General features: G+C 48.2%; 22 protein-coding genes and 1 tRNA gene. 1 reads left to right on the top strand and 22 read right to left on the bottom strand.

The features are described 5' to 3' along the window. Positions 1-12: 12 nt before the first annotated feature. The 4 genes from DXA36_RS15220 to DXA36_RS15205 all read right to left on the bottom strand — a co-directional run bounded on the left by DXA36_RS15220 (position 13) and on the right by DXA36_RS15205 (position 4,953). A complete protein-coding gene (locus DXA36_RS15220) occupies positions 13-1,908 on the bottom strand; it encodes a methyl-accepting chemotaxis protein (RefSeq protein ID WP_118680488.1) in 1,896 nt (631 codons plus the stop codon). Between the two features lie 17 nt (positions 1,909-1,925). Further along, complete coding sequence (locus DXA36_RS15215) at positions 1,926-2,435, bottom strand: chemotaxis protein CheW (RefSeq protein ID WP_118680373.1); 510 nt, start codon at positions 2,433-2,435, stop codon at positions 1,926-1,928. A 94-nt stretch (positions 2,436-2,529) separates the two neighbouring features. After that, entirely contained in the window at positions 2,530-3,837 is a 1,308-nt protein-coding gene (locus DXA36_RS15210; protein ID WP_118680372.1) for an EAL and HDOD domain-containing protein, read from the bottom strand. Positions 3,838-3,909: 72 nt separating this feature from the next. Further along, entirely contained in the window at positions 3,910-4,953 is a 1,044-nt protein-coding gene (locus tag DXA36_RS15205) for a DUF6033 family protein (protein WP_118680371.1), read from the bottom strand. 225 nt (positions 4,954-5,178) lie between these two features. On the opposite strand from DXA36_RS15205, the gene DXA36_RS15200 reads away from it, so the two are divergent. Beyond that, entirely contained in the window at positions 5,179-7,254 is a 2,076-nt protein-coding gene (locus tag DXA36_RS15200) for a sensor domain-containing diguanylate cyclase (protein WP_182479092.1), read from the top strand. Here the strand turns inward: DXA36_RS15200 and DXA36_RS15195 are convergent. From DXA36_RS15195 to DXA36_RS15100, 18 genes are all read right to left on the bottom strand, one after another. Further along, positions 7,247-9,457 carry a M56 family metallopeptidase gene (locus tag DXA36_RS15195; RefSeq protein ID WP_182479091.1) on the bottom strand — a complete coding sequence of 737 codons (2,211 nt, stop codon included), beginning with the start codon at positions 9,455-9,457 and terminating at the stop codon, positions 7,247-7,249. The two genes, DXA36_RS15200 and DXA36_RS15195, sit on opposite strands and share 8 nt — an antisense overlap. Before the next feature lie 2 nt (positions 9,458-9,459). Beyond that, entirely contained in the window at positions 9,460-9,822 is a 363-nt protein-coding gene (locus DXA36_RS15190) for a BlaI/MecI/CopY family transcriptional regulator (protein WP_118680368.1), read from the bottom strand. A 74-nt stretch (positions 9,823-9,896) separates the two neighbouring features. Then, entirely contained in the window at positions 9,897-10,607 is a 711-nt protein-coding gene (locus DXA36_RS15185) for a 3'-5' exonuclease (RefSeq protein WP_118680367.1), read from the bottom strand. 137 nt (positions 10,608-10,744) lie between these two features. After that, positions 10,745-11,230, bottom strand: a complete 486-nt coding sequence (locus tag DXA36_RS15180) for a hypothetical protein (RefSeq protein WP_118680366.1) — start codon at positions 11,228-11,230, stop codon at positions 10,745-10,747. Between the two features lie 156 nt (positions 11,231-11,386). Continuing rightward, positions 11,387-12,253 (bottom strand): hypothetical protein, encoded by an 867-nt coding sequence (locus tag DXA36_RS15175; protein WP_118680365.1) that lies wholly within the window; start codon positions 12,251-12,253, stop codon positions 11,387-11,389. After that, a complete protein-coding gene (locus tag DXA36_RS15170; protein WP_118680364.1) occupies positions 12,250-12,804 on the bottom strand; it encodes an RNA polymerase sigma factor in 555 nt (184 codons plus the stop codon). Before DXA36_RS15170 ends, DXA36_RS15175 begins: the two co-directional genes overlap by 4 nt. Positions 12,805-13,164: 360 nt before the next feature. After that, entirely contained in the window at positions 13,165-14,199 is a 1,035-nt protein-coding gene (locus DXA36_RS15160; protein ID WP_118680362.1) for a threonine aldolase family protein, read from the bottom strand. 54 nt (positions 14,200-14,253) lie between these two features. Further along, complete coding sequence (locus DXA36_RS15155) at positions 14,254-15,702, bottom strand: aminoacyl-histidine dipeptidase (RefSeq protein WP_118680361.1); 1,449 nt, start codon at positions 15,700-15,702, stop codon at positions 14,254-14,256. A gap of 157 nt (positions 15,703-15,859) precedes the next feature. After that, a tRNA-Asn gene (locus tag DXA36_RS15150) sits at positions 15,860-15,931 on the bottom strand. A 105-nt stretch (positions 15,932-16,036) separates the two neighbouring features. Beyond that, entirely contained in the window at positions 16,037-17,449 is a 1,413-nt protein-coding gene (locus DXA36_RS15145; protein WP_118680360.1) for an RNHCP domain-containing protein, read from the bottom strand. 187 nt (positions 17,450-17,636) lie between these two features. After that, positions 17,637-17,915, bottom strand: a complete 279-nt coding sequence (locus tag DXA36_RS15135; RefSeq protein WP_118680358.1) for a CD3324 family protein — start codon at positions 17,913-17,915, stop codon at positions 17,637-17,639. Between the two features lie 1,088 nt (positions 17,916-19,003). Next, a complete protein-coding gene (gene rplT, locus DXA36_RS15130; protein ID WP_009250698.1) occupies positions 19,004-19,360 on the bottom strand; it encodes a 50S ribosomal protein L20 in 357 nt (118 codons plus the stop codon). A 23-nt stretch (positions 19,361-19,383) separates the two neighbouring features. After that, the gene (rpmI, locus tag DXA36_RS15125; protein WP_118680357.1) at positions 19,384-19,581 is read right to left on the bottom strand and encodes a 50S ribosomal protein L35; all 198 of its coding nucleotides are present in this window, start codon (positions 19,579-19,581) and stop codon (positions 19,384-19,386) included. Between the two features lie 52 nt (positions 19,582-19,633). After that, a complete protein-coding gene (infC, locus tag DXA36_RS15120; RefSeq protein WP_118680356.1) occupies positions 19,634-20,140 on the bottom strand; it encodes a translation initiation factor IF-3 in 507 nt (168 codons plus the stop codon). Between the two features lie 283 nt (positions 20,141-20,423). Further along, the gene (locus DXA36_RS15115; protein ID WP_118680355.1) at positions 20,424-21,455 is read right to left on the bottom strand and encodes a galactose ABC transporter substrate-binding protein; all 1,032 of its coding nucleotides are present in this window, start codon (positions 21,453-21,455) and stop codon (positions 20,424-20,426) included. A gap of 19 nt (positions 21,456-21,474) precedes the next feature. After that, positions 21,475-22,446 (bottom strand): sugar ABC transporter substrate-binding protein, encoded by a 972-nt coding sequence (locus tag DXA36_RS15110; RefSeq protein WP_118680487.1) that lies wholly within the window; start codon positions 22,444-22,446, stop codon positions 21,475-21,477. Positions 22,447-22,478: 32 nt separating this feature from the next. Further along, positions 22,479-24,260, bottom strand: coding sequence for a histidine kinase (locus DXA36_RS15105; protein ID WP_243114672.1), 1,782 nt, complete (start codon positions 24,258-24,260; stop codon positions 22,479-22,481). A 55-nt stretch (positions 24,261-24,315) separates the two neighbouring features. Continuing rightward, the gene (locus tag DXA36_RS15100; RefSeq protein ID WP_118680486.1) at positions 24,316-25,923 is read right to left on the bottom strand and encodes a response regulator; all 1,608 of its coding nucleotides are present in this window, start codon (positions 25,921-25,923) and stop codon (positions 24,316-24,318) included. Positions 25,924-26,019: the final 96 nt, after the last annotated feature.

Here is a 26,019-nt window from a genome sequence, read left to right as displayed (position 1 = left end):
CCGCCTATTCCGTTAATACTTATTGTCACTGCAGGTATTATACGTATCACGGGAATCGTAACTGTACGTATCGTAACTGGTCGGCTGCTGAGGCACACTATCGGCTGTCTGTGAAGCATAACTGTTCTCATATCCCGGTTCATAACCGGTTTCATAACCGGTTCCATAATCCGTTCCATATGCGGAACCATAATCCCCGGCCTGGCTGTAATCCGCGCCATATGCGGTATCCGTATCCCGAAGCCGGAAGCGGGTTACCAGATTTTTCAGGATCTGTGCCTGACCGGAAAGCTCCTCACTGGCTGCCGCACTTTCCTCCGCAGTGGCGGAGTTCGTCTGTACGACGCTGGAAATCTGGTCAACTCCCTGCGTTACCTGGCTGATTGACATGGCCTGGGAATTGGATGCCTCGGAAATCTTATCTATGGTATCCGTCAGGATTCTGGCTCCTTCCGCCGCATCCATCAGGGCTTTGGCCGTCTGATCCGCTATTCTGGTGCCGTTTTCAACCGACTTCAGGGAGGTTTCTATCAACGCTGCCGTACTCTTGGATGCATCTGCGGATTTACTTGCAAGATTCCGCACCTCATCCGCAACCACGGCAAAGCCCTTCCCCGCGCTGCCGGCACGGGCGGCTTCCACCGCTGCATTGAGGGCCAGGATATTGGTCTGGAACGCAATATCTTCAATGGCCTTGATAATTTTGCTGATTTCTTTGGAAGAACCGCTGATTTCCTGCATGGCATGGATCATCTCACGCATCTGCTCTGTGCTTTCTTCCATTCGGGATCCCGTCTGCGTGGCTTTTTTGCTGGCATCCAGGGCGTTATCCGCATTCTTCTTCACCTGTTCGGAAATCTCATTGATGGAGGCGGCAAGTTCCTCGATGGACGAGGCCTGTTCCGTAGCCCCCTGGGAAAGAGCCTGGGCGCCGGAAGATACCTGATCGCTTCCGCTGGCTACCTGCTCCGCCGACTGGTTTATCTGCTTGAGCGTATCACTCAGGTTATAGTTGATTTTTTTCATGGATTCCAGTATGGATTTGTAATCACCGACATATTTTTCTTCCATCGTGCTGGTGATATTAAAGTTCCCGTCCGCCATGGATCCTAATATATAATCCTCATCCTTTATAATCCCCTTCAGCACATCAGTCATATTGCGGATGCTTTCCGACAGGACTCCCAGTTCATCCCGGGAACGGTAGCCTATGGCAACATCCAGTTTACCTGACGCCACATCCTTCATGGCAGCTTCCAGCTCTCTGACAGGAAGCGTAATCCCCTTCGTAATATATGTAGATAAAATAACTGTGATAATGAGAGCGAACAGCGACATGACAATCATAGCCGCCATTATGATGTTTTTGGTAAAAATAGATGTATTATAATCATCGGCAGCCTGTCCGGAGGACAACGTATCCATCTGTTCCATCAACTCCTGCACCTGAAGCAGTATAGGCTGATACTGGCCGAAGAAAATTTCCTGCGCCTGTGTTTTTTTGTTCTGCGATGCCAGCTCCACAACCTGCAGCCTGTAGGTTTTTGCCTCCGACAGCAGCGTATATGCCTCATCAATGATGCCTTTTTCGCCCTGGTAGTTCTCCTGTAAAAAATCAAATCCCGTCATCAAATCGTTCATTTCGGTATCGACAGCGGACAGATATTCCTCTACCTTGTCCATATCTGTCTCCATAAGGCTATAGCTGATATTTTTAAGCGTCGCATCGATCTGCCTGCGCATTTCCGCCGTCTTAAGGGATACCGGATAGCCTGTCGTGTAGAATTCTTCAAAGCTGCCTGCCGTATTATTCAGGCTGAAAACAGCCATGACCACCGTTGAAAGATACATAATGATAATGACACCGAAGGTTATTATCAGTTTACTTGCTATTTTGAAGTTCTTCATCTGCCTCTTCTCCTCTATCATTCATATTCCTGCGCATTCGCCGCCAGGTTGGCAAATTCCTGCTCTCCCAGGAACTTACGGACATCCATGATCAATACAAGTTTATCCTTTATCCTTGCCACTCCGGTTAGGTAGCGCGCTGCGACGTCATTTCCCATGTGAGGAGGAGGAGTTATGGATGTTTCCGGTATTTCTGTCACCTCATCCACCTGATCCACCACAAAACCAAAATATTTTCCCTGGATATCCGTCACCACAATACAGGTACGGTCATTGTAATCCATAAACGGTTTGCAAAGCCTTGTCCGCACGTCAATAATAGGGATGATCTCCCCTCTCAGGTTGATAATTCCCCTGGCATAAACAGGAAACTCCGGAATTTCCGTAATTTTCTGCATACCTATAATCTGTACCACTTCAGCAATAGGAATCCCGAAGAGCTGATCATCTGTCACAAAAGTAAGATATGTGCTCTCCAGCTCTGCGGAAAGTACTGTTTCCTGTCCAATCCTTTCCGATTCTTCCATCTCTCTTCCTCCAGTCTGTTATGGCGGGCCTGTCCCCGCTTTTATTCTATCTATCGGCGCAACGAATCTAAAAATAAAGTACGGACCCGAAAAATTATTTATCCAGCTTCTTTCTCTGCCGGATCAGCAGATCCGAGAAAGGGCTGTTCCCGGTAAGGCCGGCAGCAAAATTGCTGTTCAGGCTATCGTTCTGTTCCTCAAACATAGTCTCCGCATACTTCACCGCTTCAAAATACATCAACGTAATCCGCTCTCTCTTCAGACGGAACTTTTCTAAAAAAGCATCTGCGTTTTCCCATCTGCCGTTTTCATAATTTTCCACAAAATCCAGGCACTGGCCCAGCGTCCCGTTCCTTCCGAACAGCGCCTCCCTGGATTCCCGGGAAATCTTGATGCGTTCCAGAAGCCCTTCCAGATTGTCCCGCACCGATATATCGATGGTGGAGAACATACCTACCATATAAGCTTCCTCAGCCAGATATTCCAGCCGCATCAGCCCCACCAGCTTTTCCAGGAATACCCCCCGTATAAGGGCCCTCTTCGCCGCCTCATTTTCCTTTTTCCCGAAAACGTCCCGCAGAAGGATAGCAAGTGCCCAGCGTCTGACCTCCTCCAGCCCCATGCGGACCAGACACTGCTTGATGGAATCCACCCGGTATTTTCCTCCGTACTGCAGTGTATTCACACGCAGCAAAAATTTATAGGATAAATTCACATCCATAAGAATAATATCCGCCAGCCGGTCAAAATCAGGATCCGGGCTGGAAAATTCCTTCAGAAGGCGCATATAGGTAGCGAGCGCGATCTCCGTTTTATCCTTGGACAACAGGACCGGCCTGGAAAAATAATATCCCTGCATCAGGGAATACCCGTTTTTCAAAGCCCAATTCTGCTCCTCCTGCGTTTCTACTTTTTCCGCCAGCAATATTTTGCTGTCACCGAAACGCCTTGCGATATCCTTTTGCTCCCATCTGCAGGTCAGCCGGAAATCCACCTTGATAATATCCGACGCTTCCACCAGCCTCTCCTTGGCATTGACCCCTGTAAAATCATCCAGGGCAAAAATATAACCCTGTTTTCTGAGCGATGCCAAATCCGCCTCCAGCACGGGGCTTTCCCTTACATCCTCCAAAATCTCCACAACGAAGCATTTGGGATCCAGCATTTTGACATAATCGCTCCGAAGCAGATCCTCTGTCAGGTTCAGGAAGGCGTATGCCCCGCCCGTCAGGTTTTCCAGGCCAAACTCGCTTATCATATTGGAAATAAGCAGACAGGTAGCCATACTGCCGTCCATTTCCTTGTTAAACTCATTTTTTTCACTGTCCCTGTAAAGAAATTCATAGCCAAATAATTTCCCGGCAGCATCAAAAATCGGCTGCCTGGCTACGTATATTTTCATGGTCCTTCCTCCTGAAAATAACGGGGAATATTCTTACTTCCCCGTTAATATAATTCTGTCCTCTGCAAACTGCTAAACGGTAATATCAAGCGTCATGCCCACCGTACCTCCTGTCATGCTTCCGGCAGGAACAGCTTCCGGCCCTCCCGGGGAAGGCGCATAATAATTTCCCGTATAACCGCTGTTTTCACCGCTTACGTCATTCTCGTATTTTTCAAGCTCTTTTTCCAGCCTGCGCTCCTGAGGCGTCTCATAATAATCCCGGATCTGCCCGTACTCTCTGGCTTTCCTTCCCGCCTGCTTCCGTTTCAAAAGCAGCTTAAGCTGAAGGCTCTTTTCCATTTCTGCTTTTTGGGCCGCCCTTTTCTGCTGCCACTTCAGAAACTCTTCTTTTCTAAGCTGCTTGTCCTTCACTCTGGCCTTTGACAACACCTGCTCCGCCTGCTTTACCAGAACCGCTTTTACCCGCTTGTCACCGCTCCCGGTTTTCAGCTGGTAAATCTGAGCCTGTATCCCTGATATCGTCCTCCGCACATCCTGGCGGTTCCTGGATCGGGCAATTTTAACGAGATCCTTTGCCGGCACATAACTTGCTTTCTTTTTTTCTATCGTAAGGGTTCCCTTTTCCGTATGTATGCTGGTACCAAAGCTTCCCCCGTTCGCTGCCCCCTGCTTTTCCCCGAAGGATGGAAACTTCTGCTCCTGCTGCTTACGGGACAATACCCACTGGGAAACATCCCCCTCTTCCTCCAGATAAATCCCGCAGCCAGCCAGACTTTTCCCCTGCTCCGGCAGCCGCATAAGCTTATCCGCCTGTTCTTTTTGGGCCTGCTTCAGGGCTTCCGTACACTGGCGCTCAAACTCCGGATCCGTCATCATTTTTTCCAGCGCTTTCCCCGAAATCACAATCTGCATGCTGCCTTCATGGGAAAGGGCATACTCCTTCAGCCCCTCCTTCCCCTCTATATCCGCAATCACGATATCTCTTCCCGGGAAAAGGGAGGACAGCTTACGGATATACTCTCTGGCAGGGAGGGTGGACGACGATGACTTATCTTTGCTTTCATACACGTACCGTCCCGCAGGCAGATACTGCCCGCCCGTTGTTTTTATCATACTTATCAGCCCTTTTTCGAATTTTCATACCATATGTATTACTTCGGCTGTTTTTCCCAGAAATTAATTTCTTTCCTGATATTTGTATAAAATACTAAATATAAATGTAAAAATGTCGAATATAATAGAAATACAAACAGATGATAAGGTTCGGTTATTAATGCCTCCGCGCATTTTCCGCCCGCAACCAACCTTCCTGTCTTCATGAAAGAGGAGGCCGGCATTATGTTTCAAATTATTGATGAAATGTCCGAACTGATATATGTGGTGGATTTAGAGAATTACCATTTGCTTTATATGAACAAGACCGGACGGGATTCCTTCGGGATTACGGATGTCAGAGGACAATTATGCTACAAACTTGTCCATGACAAGGATTCTCCCTGCGAATTTTGTCCCAACGCCTTTCTGACAGAGGATGCCTTTTATACCTGGGAGCATTCCAACGGGAAGCTGGACAGACATTTCCTCCTGAAGGACCGGATTATTGACTGGAACGGGAAAAAAGTAAAAATTGAAGTTGCCTTTGACATGACCCAGAAGGAAGAACAGCAGGCCGCTCTGCGGAACGAGCTGGAAATGGAAAATCTGATCACCGCCTGCGCCAAAAAACTGATAGAGGCGGATAAAGAAGGAAACGCCCTGAAGGATGTCCTGCGCATGACAGGCTCATACCTGCAAGCAGAGAACGCCGTCCTGTTTCAGGAAATAAAAGGGGATTTTCAAAAGGTTTGCGAATGGAATAGTGAAAAGGATGCCCATCCGGAACTTCCCATGAAACAGGATCCCGGACTGCTTTCCTGTTTCCGGGACGGAAAAGCCGTTATCCTTCATAACCCTGAAGATATCCGGCTGCAGTTTCCTGAGGAATACAGACAATTGGCTGCCGGACAGATCCATACCCTCGCCATAGTGCCCCTTTTGTGGGACGATAAATGTGTCGGCTGTCTGCGATTGTACAATTTTCCTCTGCCGGTAACGACCGGTACCAATGTTCTCCTGACATCCATCGGTTTTTTCCTTTCCTCGGCGCTGTACCGGCAGTGGTCCATTCGGCAGCTGGAGAAATTCGGTTATTTTGATACTCTTACCATGCTCATGAACCGTAACGCCTATGTCCGGGATCTGGAAAAAAGTTTTCTGTTTCCTGTTGGGGTTATATACATTGACGTAAATGGGATCAAGGAAAAAAATGACCTTTTCGGCCACCAGCACGGCGACTCCATTCTGGTTGACACCGCAAAAACAATCCGCACGTGCTGTCCGGGCAAAGGAAATTACCGGGTGGGCGGCGATGAATTCGTCACGATTTGTGAAAACATTTCCCAGGAGGAATTCCAGCACATAACGGATACCCTGGAGCAGGAGTTTGCTTCAAAAAACAACTACACGGTAGCCCTGGGAAGCTGCTGGGACAAAGATCCGGAGGATATGCAGGAGCTTCTGTACCGGGCCGATGAAAGGATGTATCTGGATAAACAGCTTCATTACAGGAACAATGACCGGGCCGACCGGTATCGTTTTACCCTGGATGATGTATATGGTATGATTCAGCCCGGGCGGCTGCAGAAGATGCTTCAGGAAAACCGGTTCTTTATCCGGTACCGTCCCCGCTTCTCCATGGCGGACAAAAAAGCTGACGGCATAGAAGCTGTCGTCTATTGCAGGGGCGAAGAGGGAAAGCTGCTTCTTCCCGAACAGTTCCTTCCGGTTCTGGAGGAAGTCCATATGATACGGACACTGGATTTTTACGTTCTGGAAGAGGTATGCAGACAAATCCATGAATGGTGCCGGAAAACGGACATGCTTCTGCCCGTTTCCATAAAGCTGTCCAAAAGCACACTGGAAATAGAAAGCTTTACCGGACTGCTGGATTCCCTTCTCGACAAATATTCAGTGCCTGTCAGCCTGCTTGAAATAGAAACCGAAATAAAAGATAAAAAAGACCAGGATACACTCCTGCAAACCATAGAAACCCTGAAAGCCAGGGGAGTCTCCATCATCATCGATAATTTCGGTATCCGCAATGTCAATCTGAACCTCTTTGTTTCCATGGATTTCGACATGCTGAAGCTGGATAAACGCATGCTTCTGCATTTATCGGATAACGGTAAATGCAGAAAAACGATTACGGCCCTGGTGGATTTCTGCCGGAAAATGGATATCACCGTAATCGCGGACGGCATACAGACCAACGGGCAATACCAGATTCTGCGCGATACCGGCTGTTCGAAAGGACTGGGGGATTATTTTGCTTCCCCCCTTCCCGGAGACGAATTGGAACAGTTATATTTCAGGTAACCGCCTCCGCCAAAGCCAGAAGCAAATCCGTAGTGGTACGGTTCATACTCCCGTCATATATCTGTCCATCTATCATCACCGCGTCCTTATAGGGAACCACGCTTTGCAGCCGGTTCCCTTTTTTATCAAACAGTTCCATACGGTAGGAATACCCGGAACGTACCTTCAGTTCCCCGTTCGGACGGATATCCAGTTCTCTGTATGCCTCCAGTACCTTCTCCAGGATTTCCCTGTCCGTGATGGAACTGACGCTTCCTGTATTTCCGTTAGTAATCTCTATCCGGGCAACGTTCTCTCCCGGTATCAAAACCGCTGTCTCATCAAAAACGGTTCCCGCCTGCGCAGAAACGCCGAAAACGCCCCGCGCCGGATCTTCCAGGGTAAAACGGCCGCCGGACCCGTTCTCCGGATTGTGAAACCGCACCCGGAAGGCCACATTATCCTCTGACAATTCCGGCATGGGTGACATGTCCGTAAATACCCCGGCCCCGACGAACAGGAATATATCCTCTCCCACGCTGTAACGTATCTGGCTGCTATAATCCATCCCGATGAATTCCGCCTGCTCCTCCCCGTTACCATAGGAAATGCCCCCGATCACGGTTTCCCCGGTTCCCTTATCCACAAGCTCCAACGTTTTCGCATCCGCATTAACCCGGGTCTCCAGCAGACGGCTGATTTCCTCTTCCTGCCTTTCCTGCGTCATTTCACTGGGATACATGTGGCCGGTTTCGTCCGTTTCAAAAACAAGCAGGGTCTCCACATACACGCCGGTCCCGCTTCCGGATACGAAGGCAAAAGCCACCTCCTCCTCCCCGTCTCCATCATAATCCCCCACAGCCAGCCGCGGCTCCTCATAAGCATTCACCCAGCCTGCATCCACATAATTCAGATGCTCGTCCGCTCCCTGGTAGTTACGCAGGCATATACCTCTGGATCCATATTCCGGGCTGATAAAACCATACGCCGCATAAACCCCGTCGGCCGATTCCGCCATCCGGACAACGGCGTCGCCATCCTCCGGATCCACCGCCTCCCCAAAGGCAAGAGGCTGGTTCAGGAGAAGTCCCTGCTGCACTATCCGATCCCTGACCCGGGCAAACTCCGGCAGCTGCCCATCCGTTTCGTTCCCCGGAGAAGCATTGCCCTCCGCTTCCGCCTCCGGCTGCACTTCCCTGCTTTCCTCCGTTTTTCCTGCCGGCGCGTCGGCTCCCTCCGGCCCGCCTTCTTTTTTTCCATCCGTAAGACAGACAGCCGCGAGGACAACAAGCAGAAGGATTCCCCCTGCTGCCGCCAGGGAACCCGGCTTTTTAAAGTTAAGCACATGAAGCACCCTTTTTCCGGCATCCTTTTCCCCGAAGGACAAGGGGCCGGCAAAGTATCCGCGCTTGTTGGCGGCAAAAGACAACAGCGAAAGGCTGTACTCTTTCTTGATTTCCATTCCCATAACGGACAGGATCTTCTCATCACAGCTCATTTCCATGTCCCGCCCCATACAGAAATAAGCCGTCCAAACCAGCGGATTGAACCAGTGAAGGACACTCACCAGATATCCCAGCACCTTGACAAAACAGTCCCCCCGTCTGATATGATACGTCTCATGCAGCAGAATATACTCCCTCTCTTTTTCCGGAAGCCGGTACGGAATATAAATTCTGGGATGAAACAGACCCAGCACAAAAGGAGAGGGAATCTTCTCACATTCATACACATTCCTTTCCCTGCGCACTGCCACAGATACCATCTTTTTCAAGCGGAGCCAGGAAACCAGGCCGGCAATCCCGAGCACCGCCACACCGGCCAGCCAGATTATGACCGCTGCCCGGAGTACCGGCTGCATGGGATTCATACTGACCGCAGGTGTCTCAGCCGGAAGCGATGCCTGCAGCATCCGATCCAAGCCGGACACTCCCACGGCAAAAGCAGGATTTCCTGCCGTTCCCCTATCCATCACAGCCGGGGACATTGCCGGTGTACCCGCCGGCCCTGTCCCCTTGAAAAACCGTAAGTTAAACAGACTGATTACGGAAGAAACCGATACCGGGCACAGCAGCCTGAACCCCGGAATAATCCACAAGTAATAGGCGTACTTTTTCGGAAGCCTCATTTTCCCGAATAAAGCCCTCACCGCCAAAATCACCGCGATCACCCAGGACGCGGTCAGGCTCATATTGACCAGCTGTACAAACAGACGTTCCGGCATCTTCATCCCTCCTTATGGGCGTCAATCATCTCCTTAATCCGTTCCGCATCTTTTTCCGATAAGGTTTTCCCTCCCAGAAAGGCAGCTACAAACTGCGGAAGGGAACCGCCGAAGGTGCGTTCCACAAAATACTCCGATTCCTCCTTCTGCACCTTTTCCCTGGGAATCACCGCGGATACCACCGCATTCTCATTGGTAATATAGCCTTTCCCGCAAAGCTTCTTAATCACTGTATAAGTCGTGGACTTCTTCCAACCCAGCGCTTCCCTGCACAGCCGGACAAGCTCCCCGGAATTCACCGGTGCATATTCCCACACAATCCTCATAAACCGGTAATCACTGTCACAAAGTTTTACATTCTCCATAGATACCTCCTGGCAAAACAGGTCGGTGATTATAGACCTCTATACCTTGAGTCTACAATCACCGACCTGTTTTGTCAATCCTTTTTTCCGGACAGGATACGTTCAATCAACCCGGATGCCTCACTTTTGGTCAGCCTGTTGGGATCCCAGGTTACCGCCACCTTTTTCTGAACGGAAAGGCGCATGAGGAATTCCACCTGCTTCTGCGTTGCAGGCTGTTCTTCCCTGCCTTTTCCCTTATAAACAAGGGCAACCGGTTTAAAAACCCGGGGCTCCTTTTCCTCATAATAATGAGCCAGCGTCTGATACAGCTTTGCCGTAGCAAGCGCATCATGGTAAGCCCTGTGCGCCGCCTGGTTTTCTATGGAATAATGGGAGCACAAAGCCTCCAGGCTTTTGGATGGCATCTCCTTATGGACACGCCGCGCAATCCGCAGCGTGTCCACTCCCTGCTTATCAAATCCATATCCAAGCGCTGCCGCCTGGTTCCACATAAATCCATAATCAAACATGATATTGTGCCCCACCAGCACCTCATCACCGCAGAACTCCAGAAAGGCAGGAATCACCGTATCCCTTTTTTCCGCATCCGCCACCATCTCATTACTGATTCCGGTAAGATTCGTTATCACCCGCGATATCGGCCGGCCGGGCCGGATGAACTCCATAAACCTCGCTTCCACTTTCCCATCCCGCACCTTGAGGGCTCCTATTTCAATAATTTCATGCTGCTCCGGATCCAAACCTGTTGTTTCCAGGTCGAAAGCTATGTATGATTTTAACATTTCTTTTGTGGTTGTTCCTTTCTATTGGGATGGGTTTATTATACTATAATTATAAGAAATGTATATGAGATTTTTTATTAAAGTCCAACATGATTACAATACTAAAATCAAAACTATAAGAATCCACATTTAAAAAATTAATTATAAACTATTGGATTTGTTTCATTATAAAGTGTATATTCTATATCATCTATTATTGCATAATGAGTGCAATAAACTCTATAGGATTTATCAGGTTCAGCTTTTAAATATACAATAGAACCTGTATAATAATCTGAATCTGTTGTACTATGGTCTTTGACTGGTATATCCTTCCATCCAAAAGTTGTTTTCTCTTGTAGAACTAAGTCTTTAACACCAATTTCTGTTGCCGTAACAGTTGTTCTTGTTGTATATTCGATTCCTAGTCCATTCTTACAAATTCCTATTCCCAAGTCACATGCACCTAATGATGGTTCTGCTAAAGGATTGATAGAACCATTAGATGAGGATTTAATATTAATTTGTACATTAGGTATTTCAACAAAATCACTTCCTGAACCTGATGCAAAAATAGTTAATGGCCTTGCAAAAAGAATCGTAAATAAGACCATTATCAAAATTCTCTTTTGTACTTTTTTCATACTTTTTCTCCTTTATCCCTATAAACTTTGTTGTGAATTCTTATGCCTATCTATTCTAACTTACTACAATATAGTTACACAAAAGGGTGCAAAATCAGCGCGTCATAATAATGCTGATTTTACACCCTCTTATTTCTTATTTATTAATATCTTTCCTTATTCTAAATTATGTACAATAGATTTTAACTCACTAAGCGTTACATCTCCTCTTACCAAGTATATACCATTATTATACGTAAATAATGCTTCCGTTTGTCCTCCCTTTGAATAGTACTGTATCTCATCATTATCACCCTCTTCGTCAATAAGTTCCCAATCATCATCATATTGAATATATCTCTCATAATAATTCTGAGGATAGATATTAATCTCATAAGTAAGAATTTTTCCATTTGCAGTGTATTTTGCAAGTATAGACTTTTTGGATATTGTATTATTTATAACTATTTCATCTAAATTAAACTCTTTTGGAATATAACTTGGAAGCAGTATTTTATCTTCGACAATCGTTTTTACATCTGTCCAAGAATCATATTTATTGATGTCCGTATCACTATCATCTATCCCCTCCACATTTCCCGTCACAGTAACCTTCGTCCGCCCAATCCCATCCCTGACCACCTCAAAGAACGATTTCTCCTTCAAAGCATAACATCCCACATTCACTGAAAGCATCAGCACCAGGCAGGCCGCAAGCCCAGCGACGAAACGGACAAACACTTTTTTCTTTTTCCCTTTCTGTTCTGCAGGCTCTGTTTCCATATTTTCACAGCCAGAATCCCTCAAACCACTCATTTCCTCTTCCAGGCCGAAACGCTTATAAAAACGATCCCTGGCAGCTGCCGGATCCGACGGGTATCTGGGATCTTCCTTCATCGGTTCCAACACATCCAGAAGCTGTACAATGGCATCCACTTCTTTTTCATCAAATTGCTCGTCGCTGGCCTCAAATGTATACCAGTTCAGCTTTTCGTATAAATCATTTATTAATTTTTCATTTCGAGGCTCTTTTGACTGTGTCATAACTTGTCTCCTATGAATGTAATCAGCTGATGTATCAGCCCGCACACACCAAACAGAAACGGCAGCAGCATGCTGTCGCGGATTTTCTGCTTCATTCTCAGAATCCGTACCTTAAAGCAGGTATCACTGATGCCCAGTTTTTCTGCTATTTCCTGCGATGTATAACCATATTCATAATAACAGCGTAAAAGCTCAAGCTCTTCCTCCGATAAAATTTCTTTTACCGCAGTATAGATCTCCACCATCCTGAAATCATCCACTTCAGGATTCCGTTCCTCCACAGAATTATCCAAAAGAAAATCAAAATCCAGGCTATACTTTCTCTGTTTTTCTTCCCACTTCATCACCTTATTTTTAGCCGTCACCCGAAGCCAGCCGGGAATGTTGGGATGTTTCATCAGTTCTTCTCTTTTTCTGTACGCTTCAAAGAAAGTATCCTGCACGATATCTTCCACGGCATTGTTGTCATAAAGCATACGACGGACGTATTTTTCTATCTGAGTGAACTCAGTAATGTACAATTTATCGAAAAACTCTCTGCTATTCTCCATTAGCCCAATATCCTCTTTCGTATCTGTCCCTGTTCCCCTTTTCAGTCAGACGGGCTCATTTACACAATATTTTCAGATCTAGCTGGATCTGTTCCAAATATGTGCACTTTTCCTTGGGGCAGTTCCTGAAAACTTCCGCCAGCGATTTATTGTAAGCATACTCTCCCGTCAGCAGATAAGTCGGATCCAGGTCCATCTTTTCATATGCAAGAAGTATTTTCTCTAAGGAAAGCCTTTGGTTGCCGTTTTCTATTTCACAGTCAAAAACCCGCTGCCTGCAAAGACGTTCTCCCATATCCTAAAAAAGGGGAGGGAGCGTTTCTTCTCCTTCCCCATAAGTACTAGCTACAGGACGGTCTTTCAGCATTTTTTCAAATCCTCAATGAGGCTATTTACATTTTCTTCCCTGGTGGCCCAGCTTGTGCAGAAGCGGACGGCACTGTGGGTCTCATCCACGCGCTCCTGATAGCAGTACCCATATGTACCGGCCAGTTTTTCCAGTACGGAATCCGGCATTATGGGGAAAATCTGGTTCGTTCTGTTTTCCACAAGAAAAGGATAGCCTTTTTCCCGGAAAGCATCCCGCAGCTTTTCCGCCATACGGATGGCATGGCGGGATATTTCCATATACAGATCGTCTTCAAACAAAGTTTCAAACTGGATGCCGAGCAGCCTCCCCTTGGCAAGCATACCGCCTTTTTGTTTGATAAAATAGCGGAAATCTGTTTTCAGTTCTTCGCTGGCAATTACCACGGCTTCCCCGAACAGCGCACCCACCTTGGTTCCTCCGATGTAAAACACATCGCAATGTTCTGCCAGAAAAGGAAGATCCAGTTCGTTTTCCGGCGAGGCCAGCCCATAGCCGAGTCTGGCGCCATCCATAAACAGGTACAATCCGTATTTCCTGCATACGCCGCTTAATTCCTCCAGCTCTTTTCTGCCATAAAGCGTTCCGTACTCCGTCGGGTTTGAAATATAAACCATCTTGGGCTGCACGGTATGTTCAAAGGAGCTGTCATGGATATGGTCCTGACACAGCTTTTCCACCTGGGCGGCGGTCAGCTTGCCGTCCGTGTGGGGAACGGCAAGGACTTTATGTCCCAGGGATTCCACCGCCCCGGTCTCATGGACATTGATATGGCCGCTTGCCGCAGATATCACACCCTGATGGGAGCGCAGCGCCGCATCAATTACGGTCATATTGGCCTGGGTGCCGCCTACCAGGAAATGTACGGCAAGCGTATCCTTCCCGCAGGCTTCCCGGATGAGCTGCGCAGCCCGGCTGCAGTGGGAGTCCTCTCCGTAACCCGGATTCTGCTCCAGGTTAGTAGTCATCATACGCTCCATTATCCGGGGATGGGCGCCTTCATTATAGTCACATTGAAATAAAATCATTGAAATACAAGCTCCTTATTTTTCTATTGCCGTAACGGTTCCGTCCCTTCACAGTTACCCTTTTTTCTTCAGTATCTCAAGAACATAATCCCATACTCTCTTCGTGGATGAAATGCACAGGCGTTCCTCCGGCGTATGGATATCCTTCATATCCGGTCCGATGGATACACAATCCAGTCCCGGCAGCTTTCCGGCCAGAATCCCGCACTCCAGGCCGGCATGGATCGCTTCTATCCGCGGGGCCTTCCCGTACATTTCCTCATATACCTTCACCATCTTATCGCGCAGCGGAGAATCCTGCCTGAATTCCCACGCCGGATAGTCCCCTGATATATCCCAGCTTCCTCCCTGCGATTTCAGCAGCAGACATACCTTATCTATGAGCATTTCCTTTTCACTCATTACAGAACTTCGCACCGAATAATCCAGTTCCAGTTCGCCGTCCTTTGTCTTCAAAATGCCAAGATTCAGGGAGGTCTGTACCAGACCTCTGATATCGGCGCTCATGCTCTGGATTCCGTTAGGCATCAGAAAGAGCAGTATTTCCGCCCTCTTCGTGCTTTCTTCGGTGAAAACGTCCCATTCTCCTTCTTCCTTTTCCAGGATTTGGATACCGATCCCCGGGTCCGTCACAATATATTCCCTGCGTAGGATCTCCTCCAGTTTCCTGACAGCCTCTTCCAGTACTGCAGCCTGCGCGTTTTCTGTAAAAAGCTGCGCCCGGGAAGAGGACGGGATAGCATTATCCGCGCTTCCTCCCTCTGCGGAAAGGAATCTTACATCTCCTGTTTTTCTGCAAAAATGGATGAGCCTCCCCAAAAGGCAGTTGGCATTTGCCCTTCCTTTATCGATCTCCGCTCCGGAGTGGCCTCCCGTAAGGCCGCTTATTTCGATCCGGAAACGGCATCCCTGTTTTTTCTCCCGTTCAACCGGCATCCTGCCATGAACCCTGGCTCCGCCGGCACAGCTTGTCAGCAGTACGCCTTCTTCTTCATTATCCAGGTTCAGCATCCGGCGTCCCCTGCACATGGAAAGGTCGATGCCATTAGCGCCCTCCATCCCGGTTTCCTCATCCACAGTTATCACCACCTCCAGGCGGGGATGGGCTACGTCTGATGCATCCAGAAGCGCCAGTGCATAGGCAACGGCGATCCCGTCATCCCCGCCCAGGCTGGTTCCTCTGGCAAAAAGATAATCCCCATCCACATCCAGATCCAGGCCCTCCCGGGTCATATCCCTGGTACAGTCCTTATTTTTGACCGCTACCATGTCCATATGCCCCTGGAGGATCACAGGCGCCTCCTGCTCATAACCGGCAGTGGCTTCCTTTATGATAACCACGTTTTTCAATTCATCCTGAAAACAGGCGAGCTTTCTCTCCCTGGCAAAATCCACGAGATAATCACTGATTTTTTCCACATTTCCTGAACCATGGGGTATTCCGCAGATTTCTTCGAAAAAATGAAATACGTTTTGGGGTTCCAGCTGGCTGACTTTACTCATAACCTGTACTCTCCTTTTACTGCTTTCTGCAAGACATTCTATGTTAACCGATAAAGCGGCCTGATAGAATTCTATCAAACCGCTTAATCCCAGGTACCGCCTTGCGTAAATTCCGATACCCCGGCATCTGAGCTTACGTAATGCGACAGTTCCTTAGCTCCCCGAGTAGGGCTCGAACCTACAACAACTCGGTTAACAGCCGAGTGCTCTACCATTGAGCTATCGAGGAATATGAAATTGGTGGTTATTTCTACCACTAGATATGATTATAGTTTCCAGTATTCCCCTTGTCAATAGAAGATATTCACTTTTTCTCTCCATTTCATGCCCTTTGTTACAAAACACCGTTTTCCGGCACACCGGAACCGCCTGCCGCCCGGATTCCGTCCTCCAGCCTGTCCAGAGGAAACGGAGGCATCGCCAACGGTTTTACCGCGATGGACATGAGAAGAGCCGGATTATCGTCAGCTGCGATCCGGTTGGAGCTTAAGGCTCCGCATAGCCGGCATCTGTGAATGACGGCCCATTCTCCGTTTTTACGTACCCATACACTTACCGGATCCATGATCCCTCTGCACAGTGACGCCCGATCCCCGGGTTCGTTGTCCACATGCACACTGCTGAGACAGTTAGGGCAATGGTTCCTGTGCATACTCCCCGCACCCTCCGGCGCCACAGGATTCCCGCAGACCTGGCATACAAAACTCTCCCTACAGGGTTCGTGTCTGTAATCTGCCCGGGGACGCCTGATCGCAGCAGGGGCCGTCTCTTCCCCATTTCCCATTTTCTGATATGCATCATACCGCTCCCGCTCTATGCGTTTCTCCCGCAAAGCCTCCAATACCCGACAGCCCTGCTCATGGGTATGGGTACAGTCCGCATACCGGCATTCTGCCGCCAGCCCTGCTATTTCAGGAAAAACAGTTTCCCGTTCCTCCTGTGTTACATGAGCCAGTGCAAAATCCCGGAATCCCGGTGTATCTGTCAGCCATGTTCCTTCCGGCCCTGCCTGGAGACAGACGGTATGGGTTCCCGCCGAATGCGCCGTCCTCCTGCCGGTATCCGTCTCTTTTCCCAGCATTCCCTGAATCAGTGTCGTTTTTCCGCAGCCTCTGTCCCCTGTTACCACCACGCTTTTTCCTTTTACCGCCTGAAACAGCTCCGGCTGCGGTTCCCGGGCGGAACCTGCGAATACAAAATCCGCTGTTTTCCGGTAAAGATCCATTTTTTTCAAGAGAATATCCCCGGCTCCTTCCTTCACAAGATCCCATTTGCTGATGAAAAGGCCCGCGCCCATACCCGCACGTCTGGCGGCCAAAATTGCCATTTCCGGATAGCCGGCCTGATGGAGAAGATATTCCGCGCTCACCATGGCAAGCAGGCAATCCCCGTTTACCGCGATCCGTATGCGCTCTTCCCCTCCTGTCTTTTTATTCTCCTGCCGCCCGTTTCCCTGCCGGCGGTTTCCCCGGTAAAGCTCCGTTTTGCGGGGCCTAATCTCCGCCAGCTTATACTGCTGCCCGCCCGCCGGCTCAATTACTACCTGATCCCCCACCTCCGCCGCTTCTTTTCCGTTTTCTCCGAAACCGGCCAGCAGACATGCCTCCTCCCGGCCCTCCGTCAAAACCAGCGCCTGCCTATTTCCGATCCGTACCACAATTCCCTGCTTTCCGGCGCTTTCCATCCCTTTACCCACACTATCCGTCCCTTTGTTACCGGGTTCCGTTTTTCTTTTATTCTTCATCATCCATTCCTCTCTTTCATGAAAAGCCGCTGCCGTATGGGAATATTATAAATATCCCCAGGCACCGTCCGCAACCGGCTTCCTGTTTCAGAAAGGAAAAAGCGTCCCTGAAATACCAACTCCCCTGCCCTTTTCTCATAAAGGACAGGGGAGCTGACTCTTTTTTCTGCCGCCTTTAGGCGGGTTGCTTTTATGTGGAATTTTCCCTGCATCGCGCAATGATTTTCTGTATGCTCTTCGGGGAAAGGTAATAATCCTGCGATAGGTGGGAAACCGGCACTCCTTCCCGGTATCTGCGGTAGATTTCCCTGTTTCGCACCTGTGTTTCCTTCTTCCTGTTGGTATTCTCACCCCAGGCCTTCCGGTTTATTTCCTTACGGGGGATATACAGATATTCCCCGTCCACATAATCCTGTATCAGATCTATTATTTCTTCCGGCAGCACATCGGCTGCTTTTTTATAGCTCATTATGCTCTCTCCTTTTTCTTTATTCAGGATTGAGCAAAGGCTATACCCGTATCATTTCTTTTTTTACTTTGAAAATGTTACACGACAGCCTTTGCTACGCATAACACACCACACTGGAAAAACGTAATTTCTTCATGCTGGTTTCTCTCCTTTTTCCTGTTTTTGCAAGGTACCTTTTATTTTTCCCATTTCTTTTCCTCCCAACAAAAAAAGCAGAAACCCCTGTCATGTAGAGTTTTCTGCTTACTATAAGCGATCATACCAAAAGAAGCCCGCCGTTTTGCCAAACAGCGCCCTGCATTCATCTATCCGCAAAATAAGTACAACAAAAAACCCTCACAACCCGAGAGTCCCTGGTTTTATTGTCTCTCATTTTATCGAACAGACGACATCCACACACCTCCTTCTGAAAACTACTCTTATTATAACAAATACCGGTCCGCGCCGCAATCCTTTTTCTTTTTTACGGTACCTGGGTACCTGGGTTTTCCATATCTCGTTACAGCCCGCTTCCTGCCGCCTGCACCTGCCGCGCCAAAGGCTTAACAATATCTTAACCCCCGGAATCCATATTTTTACCCATAAAAGTGCTATAATACAGATATAAAATATACAAACGTTATAAAGAAAGGAGGGTTACTATGACAGCAGGCATTCTCATAGGAGCCATTATAGCAATTGTTTGCGGAAAATTTCTTTTGACTTTTATTACTATCTACAAAAATTCCCTTTCAACCGGAAAAGACTCCTGAAGGAAAAAATCGGGGCGGCCTGCAATGGCCGCCCCGTTACCGTTTTCCTGTTCAGAATTCTTCTTCATCCTCGCTTGCCGCAACAGCCGAAACAACGGAAGAAACCGCTGCAACAACTACTGCAACAATAATAATCAATAACATACCGCCCATTAAAAGCAATACTTCCATCTATCGACATCCTCCATATCCATTCCTATGATACAGGCCTGCGGCGTTTCCTGTAAGCCTGTCCGCTTTTGTTATTATAGCATATGCCAGGCTTTCCCACAAGCAAAAAGACTCCGGTTTTACCCGGAGCCTCAATTACTTTTATGCGGAAACAGGTTTTCCGTCTTATGCAATTTTGGATTTTGCCACTTCTGCAAGAGTCGTGAATCCTTCTGCATCATTAACAGCCATCTCTGCCAGCATCTTTCTGTTCATATCGATACCGGCCAGCTTCAGGCCATACATAAATTTGCTGTAGGATAAACCATTCATTCTTGCCGCCGCATTGATACGTGCGATCCACAGCTGTCTGAACTGACGCTTTCTCTCTTTACGTCCTGCGTAAGAAGAGGTAAGAGCTCTCATAACAGACTGTTTTGCTACTCTGTACTGTTTGGATCTGGCTCCTCTGTAACCTTTCGCAAGTTTTAATACCTTGTTATGTTTTCTTCTGGCATTCATGCCGCCTTTAATTCTTGCCATCTCTTAATTTTCCTCCTTACGACTTATAAATACGGTAAAATCTTCTTCATATTCTTAACATTGGTTGCGTCCGTAATAGCCGGCTGTCTGAGATTTCTTTTTCTCTTTGTGGATTTCTTCGTTAAGATATGGCTCTTGTAAGCTTTGGATCTTTTTAATTTACCGGTTCCGGTAACTTTAAAACGTTTTGCAGCTGATCTGCTTGTCTTCATTTTGGGCATAACAAAATCCTCCTATACTCATTATCCTGAAAATCTATTTTAACTGTACGAATTAACGCTTTTCAGTTAAAAACATAGTCATGGTACGGCCTTCCACCTTAGGTGCCTTTTCAATTACCGCTATATCTGCCAGCATCTCGGCAAAATCATCCAGAATATGTCTGCTCTTCTGCATATGGGCCATTTCACGTCCACGGAAACGCAGGGTGACTTTTACCTTATTTCCCTTGGTAATAAACTTCTTCGCCGCTGTAACCTTTGTGTTCATATCATTGGTGTCGATATTCGGTGACATACGGATCTCTTTGATTTCAATCGTTCTCTGCTTTTTCTTTGCTTCTTTATCCTTGCGCGCAAGCTCATACCTATACTTACCGTAATCAACAATTTTGCACACGGGCGGTTTTGCCGTAGGTGCAATCTTAACCAAATCAAGGCCCGCCTCTTCTGCTAACTTCATGGCCTCTTTGGCCGTCATGACGCCCATCTGAGAGCCGTCCTCTCCGATTAAACGTACCTCCCTGTCTCTGATCTGTTCGTTAATTAATAAATCGCTAATTGTTTTGCCCTCCTAAGAAACAAACGGATCCGCACTTTCCGTGCGTCCTCAATTAAAAGATAAATGACTTCTGCCGGCCGCTCACTGTGCGCCGGACATAAAAAAAGTGAATAGTCAGACTATCCACCTAAATTCCCTAAATCCGGACGGTTCTCCGCCGGTTTACTGAACCTATGAACACCTATGAGCCCGATTGCTATAGGGTGAGAGTGGATACTCTGCTTGCATGTAATGTACTTACGTACTTGATTACTCTATCACATCCCTTCTGTCATGTCAATACCTAAAAAAAATTCAGGAAATCAGCCGCATTATCAATAGTAACTTTATAATAGGGCAGATAAATATATCTTCCGTTCTCAAACTCCATTTTCTCCAGCCCTTCCCCGGAAACAAGCGCTACCGCCAGCTTTGCCATAGCAGCCGCCTGTCCTTCCTTATCATTATACACGGTTCCGGCCAATTGGGATTCCATCACTGCCTTCAGACCCGCATCCGTGCCGTCTATTCCAAAAAATACAGGTAAAGCGGATTCCGTAATGTTCAGCTTCGCATAGGCGTCAATGGCCCCCAGCGCCATATCATCATTGTTGGCCAGGACAAGCTCAATCTCATTGGAATGCTGGCCGATCATCTGCATCATCCGGTTCTGTGCCTGTGCCCGGTTCCAGTTGGCGATGCCGTAACTCAATTTTTCAAGCTCAATTCCCTCATTTTTCAGGGTATCCACCGCATTCTCCGTACGGATAATGGAATCCTGATGCCCCGGCTCCCCTTCCAGCACCACATACTGAATTTTTCCGTCCCGGTTGCGGTCCACCCGGCTGTCCGCACGTATCCGTTCAGCCGCCAGCTCCCCCTGCATCACCCCTGACTGCTTCGCTTTCGCACCCACGTAATAAAGCTGCTCCCATTGCATCATATCCTCTGCAACAGGCTCCCTGTTAAAGAATATGACAGGGATATTATTTTCCCTGGCCAGATCAATGATCTCCGACGGATCGGCCCGATCCACCAGGTTGATGCAGAGGATGTTGCTTCCCTCCTCTATCAGCGCCTTTACCTGATCGTTCTGGGTTCGCTGGGAACCGGCGGCATCCCGGATCGTCACCGTTGTTTGCAGACCGTCCTCCGAAAGCCCGTTCAGCTGTTCCCGGAGGCAGTCAATCAATTCCCCGATAAATACATCACTTTCATTATAACACGCCACTCCCACGTAGATTTCCTCAGGTTCGTCCGTCCGCTTTCCGCAGGCTCCGAGAAGAAGTGCGCCTGAAAGGATAAGCATCCCCGCCATATATTTTTTTATCTTCATGTAACCCCCTCATACTTTGTTACTGGCTCATTGTAAAAATAATTTCCTGGTTTTCTTTGGAAAACAGCGTATCCCTGCGGATGACATGATAGGTAACCGTCCTGTCCTTCCTTTTATGCAGATAGCGCGTAAGGCTCTGCGCCGCCTCCGCCAGACTCTGATAGCCTATATTAAATCCATCGGGCACCACCAGACAGGCCGCAATCCCTGTATCCAGGTAATAGACCGCTTCCGTGGAATTCCCGATTCCATATACCAGTGCACCATGCAGATTATTCGCCGCCGCATATTCTCCCGCCATAGTAAGGCTGTTGTCGTCCAGGGCAATCACAAAATCCACCGCAGGCTGGGTTTCCAGAAGAGCTTCCCCTTCCTCTTCCGAAAAAGGGGCCGCAACCGACCAGCTGATATTGGCATCCGTGTCCGCAACGGTGTCCGTGAAGCCTTTTCTGCGCTCAAGAACCGCCCGGGAATCCCCTGTTTTTGAAAATATGCCAAGCGTCTTACCGCCCAGTTTCCCGTTATAATCTCTCAGCAGCTCTTCCGCCAAAGCGGCGCCCATGGCATAGTTATCCGGTTCCACGGCAGGGAGCCTGGATTCCTCCCCGTCTTTGGCCCCGGTATGCTCAATCAGTATCACGGGAATCCGGGCCGCTATCTTCCTGAGCATTTCTTCCGAACCCGGAGCGGGCTGTACGATGACCGCATCCGCCCCGTTCTCAATCTCCCTCTCTATCAGTATCTTTTCCTCTTCCGCCGTTAAGGCGCCGCTTGTACTGACAAGGAACATTCTGATTTCCAGATCCTCCGCCGCCATTTTAAGCCCATATTGAAAAGCCGCCCATTGATTATCCTCCGAATCCTGGATTATCACGGATATCTTATCCTGCTCTTTTCCGTTATTCTCCCGGACCATAATAATCGCCACGGCAATTACCATAATTGCCAGAAGGGTTTCTGTCAGGATAAACATTTTTTTGCTGTTCTTCATCTCCACCTGCCCCATATATATTTGAAGTTGCCTTACCTGTCTTTGCCGCTCATTTCCTCACGGTTGAATAAATACCCCTTCTCCAGAATTTTCCGGTTTTCTTCCGTATACGGAACCGCAGGAAGAAAGACGGAAATGGTGGTTCCCTCATCCGGCTCACTTTCCACCCGGAGGCCATATTCCTTTCCGAACAGGATTTGAATCCGGTTATTTACATTCACAAGCCCCACCCCGGAGCCGTGCTTGCGGACCCTGCCGCTGTCGGTAAACAGGAAGCGTACCTCCTCCTGCGACATCCCGATTCCGTTATCCGCCACCGCGAGAATGATATTGCCTTCCCGGCATCTTGCGGTCACCTTTATCTCCCCGCAGTCATCCATGCCGCTGACTCCGTACTGAATGGCATTTTCCAGGATCGGCTGTAAAACCAGTTTAACCGTACAATAGGAACAGACATCAGGATCGATATCAAATACGATGGAAAAGGAATTTTTATACCGCACCTTCTGTATGTTCATATAGCTTTCCGCATGCTGCAGCTCGTCCCTCACACAGATCACCGTACGTCCCTGGGACAGACTGATCCTAAAGAGCTTTGCCAGCTGGGAAATCATGAATACGGCCTCGTCATTCCGCCCGCCTTCCACCATCCAGGTGATCGAATCCAGGGTGTTATATAAAAAATGAGGGTTAATCTGGCTCTGCAGCACATCCAGCTCACTTTTCCTTCTCTCCGTCTGCTCCTGGACAATTGTCATCATCAGGATTTCTATCTTTTCATAAGAGTTTTGGATGGAGTGCCCCAGATACCTGATTTCTGAGGAACCGCCAATATAAATTTCCGGCTTTCCTCCCGCTTCATATCCCATAACCGAATCGTTCAGCCTGCAGATAGGGCTGGATATCCTGACCGAGACCACGCGGTAAATAATCACCAGGGTCATTACCATCAGCAGCATGAGCATCACAATAAAATACCGGACATTAATCATGCCGTGGGTGAATGTGGAGTCAGGTATCACCCCCACCAGCTTCCATCCGGTATAGCTGATGGTGTTAACAATCACCGTCCTGCGATCCCCTTCAAAAATCTCTTCACAGACACCGTCCCGGTACTTTGCAGCGGCCGCACTGTTTTCACTTGCGATCCCGTCGCTGATCTGTATCTGGCGCGGGTGGTAAATAATCTGCCCGTTGCTGTCACACAGATAGTAATACTGTCCGTTATTCAGGGTATTGATCTGCTTCATCATACGGGAAATGCTGAAATAATCCATATCCACGAGCAGCACCCCTATCTGGGGATCCCCATGGTTGGTGAACTCCGCAACCCGGCTCAGGGAAATCACCCAGTAATACCGCAGGGTGCCGTCATCAAACAGATTCTGGATATGAGGCGTGGAAAAATGCATATTCTCCATTTCACCCATGGCCTGTATATACCAGTCCTGTCTGGTGACGTTCGGATCCTCCTTCTGCCGCGCAACCGGCTCCGCCGCAATCAGGCTCCCGCTGCCGTTATATATGGCAATGCTGCGCAGATTACTTTTGTTGGCTTCGTACAGAAGATCCATCCCTCTCTGTATGACATCACTCTGATCCGAAAAATCATTCTCTTTTATGACATTATAATAGACCGCATCGGATATCTGGCGCATGCTGACCAGATAATCCTCCAGATTTTCCCCGGCCTGTTCCATCAGTTTTTCCGTACTTTGTATCGTTTTTTCCCGTGACAGGGTGGAAAATCTGGAATACATAACGATACCCAGAATCAGCATGATGGAGATGGATATGACGGAAAACACGAACATAATCGTGGATTGGATCCCGCGGGGTTTTAATTTTGTAAAATGCCGTAAACTTTTCTTATTCACATGAGCCATGCTCCATTCTGTATTTGGAAGGGGATACGCCGAACCGCCTCTTAAAGACATAGCTGAAATAATTGGGATCGGTATACCCTACGTTCCTGGCTATGATATAACTTTTTTCATTGGTTTCCATCAGCATCCGTGATGCCCGCTCCATGCGGTATTCCGTCAGGTAGCCGATAAAGGAGTTGCCTGTCTCCTTTTTGAAAATAGTGGAAAAGTAGGAATTGGACACCCCCAGTATCTCGCAGATATTATCCAGCGAAAATTCCTCATCCGAATAGTGGCTGGCCACATACTCCTTTGCCCTGAAGACAAAGGACTGGGTTGATTTGCTCCGCGCGCTGATTAAGGTTTCCCGGAACAGAAGGCAGACCTGCGTAAGCCAGGCCAGAAGTCCCTCCGGCTCCAAATCCAGGATCCGTAAGTACAGATTCCTGATATTTCCCGAAAAATCCGGGACATCAATATCATTATTGACCGCAAACCGGTACAATGCGCTTATCAGATCCATAAGGTCGATATGATACTGCTGCAGGGATTTGGCCGGATAGGATATGTGGTTCAGATACCGTTTGACCGCTTCTATGATATCTTCCCTGGGGTTGAGGCGGATCATGCCGAACAGGGTAAACAGCTCCGTATCCTGCGTCCCGTCGGACTTGCTTATTTCCTGGGGAGCGATTTCCTTCATGTTAATGGCCCTGGAAACGCCGTAGATAACCCGGTAAGAAACCGCTTCCCTGGCGCTGCTGTAGGACTGGGACAGCCCGGTAAGCTGTTCACAGACCTGTCCGATTCCCACGGTAACGACAGCGCCGATGATACGCTGGGCATATCTGCAGAAACGGTCACATTCATCCGTCAGCTCCGGAACCTCATTTTCACTCGTCAGCTGCGCGATTAAGACGGTATTCCCAAGATAGGAAAAATATTTCGCCTGCCACTTTTCTCCCAGATGCTCCCTGGCCTGCTTCTGGACGGACGCAGCAAGCAGCAGGGGATTCATATTCTCCGGCACCCTGCTGGAGGAGGTATGGATCACAAGACAGCAATAAAACGGCCCTTCCAAAGCGATCTGATAATCCGACAGATATCCGGGAATTTCCTCTTCTCTAAGCCGCCCTTCGATTAACGTGGAATAAAAATTGGCCTGCAGAAACGGCAGTGACTCCATATAGTATTTCTGCAGCACCGCCGCATTCCGTTTTTCACTGATTTCCTGATCCAGTTTTATTTTCAGCTGCGTGAATACATTGATGAGCTCCGCCGCATTTACCGGCTTCAGAATATATTCCTCCACCTCCAGATGAACGGCCTCCTTCGCATATTCAAATTCATCAAAACCTGTGAGAAACAGAAGCTTGGTTGTGGTAAATTCCGCTTTTATGTTCTTAGCCAGCTCCATGCCATCCATATATGGCATTTTAATATCCGTCAATACCACGTCCGGCTGGAATTCCTCCACCATTTCCAGCGCCTTGACACCGTTATTGGCAAATCCAATCACGGAGAAGCCCAGTCCTTCCCAATTAATTTTCCTCCTGATAGCCTGGATTACCTCTTCCTCATCATCCACCAGAAGCACCGTATATGTATCCATATCCATTCTCCATATGCTAGTATCCGGTAACCGCTCAGACGAAACGGAACAATTCCCATTTCGGGTACCGCTTCTTTCTTGATTATAGCAAATGCC

It is taken from the genome of Eisenbergiella sp. OF01-20 (genome assembly GCF_003478085.1).
In the GTDB taxonomy this organism is placed as follows: domain Bacteria; phylum Bacillota; class Clostridia; order Lachnospirales; family Lachnospiraceae; genus Eisenbergiella.
The sequence above is the reverse complement of the archived record's forward strand: the minus strand, read 5'-3'. Positions and strand labels throughout refer to the sequence as shown.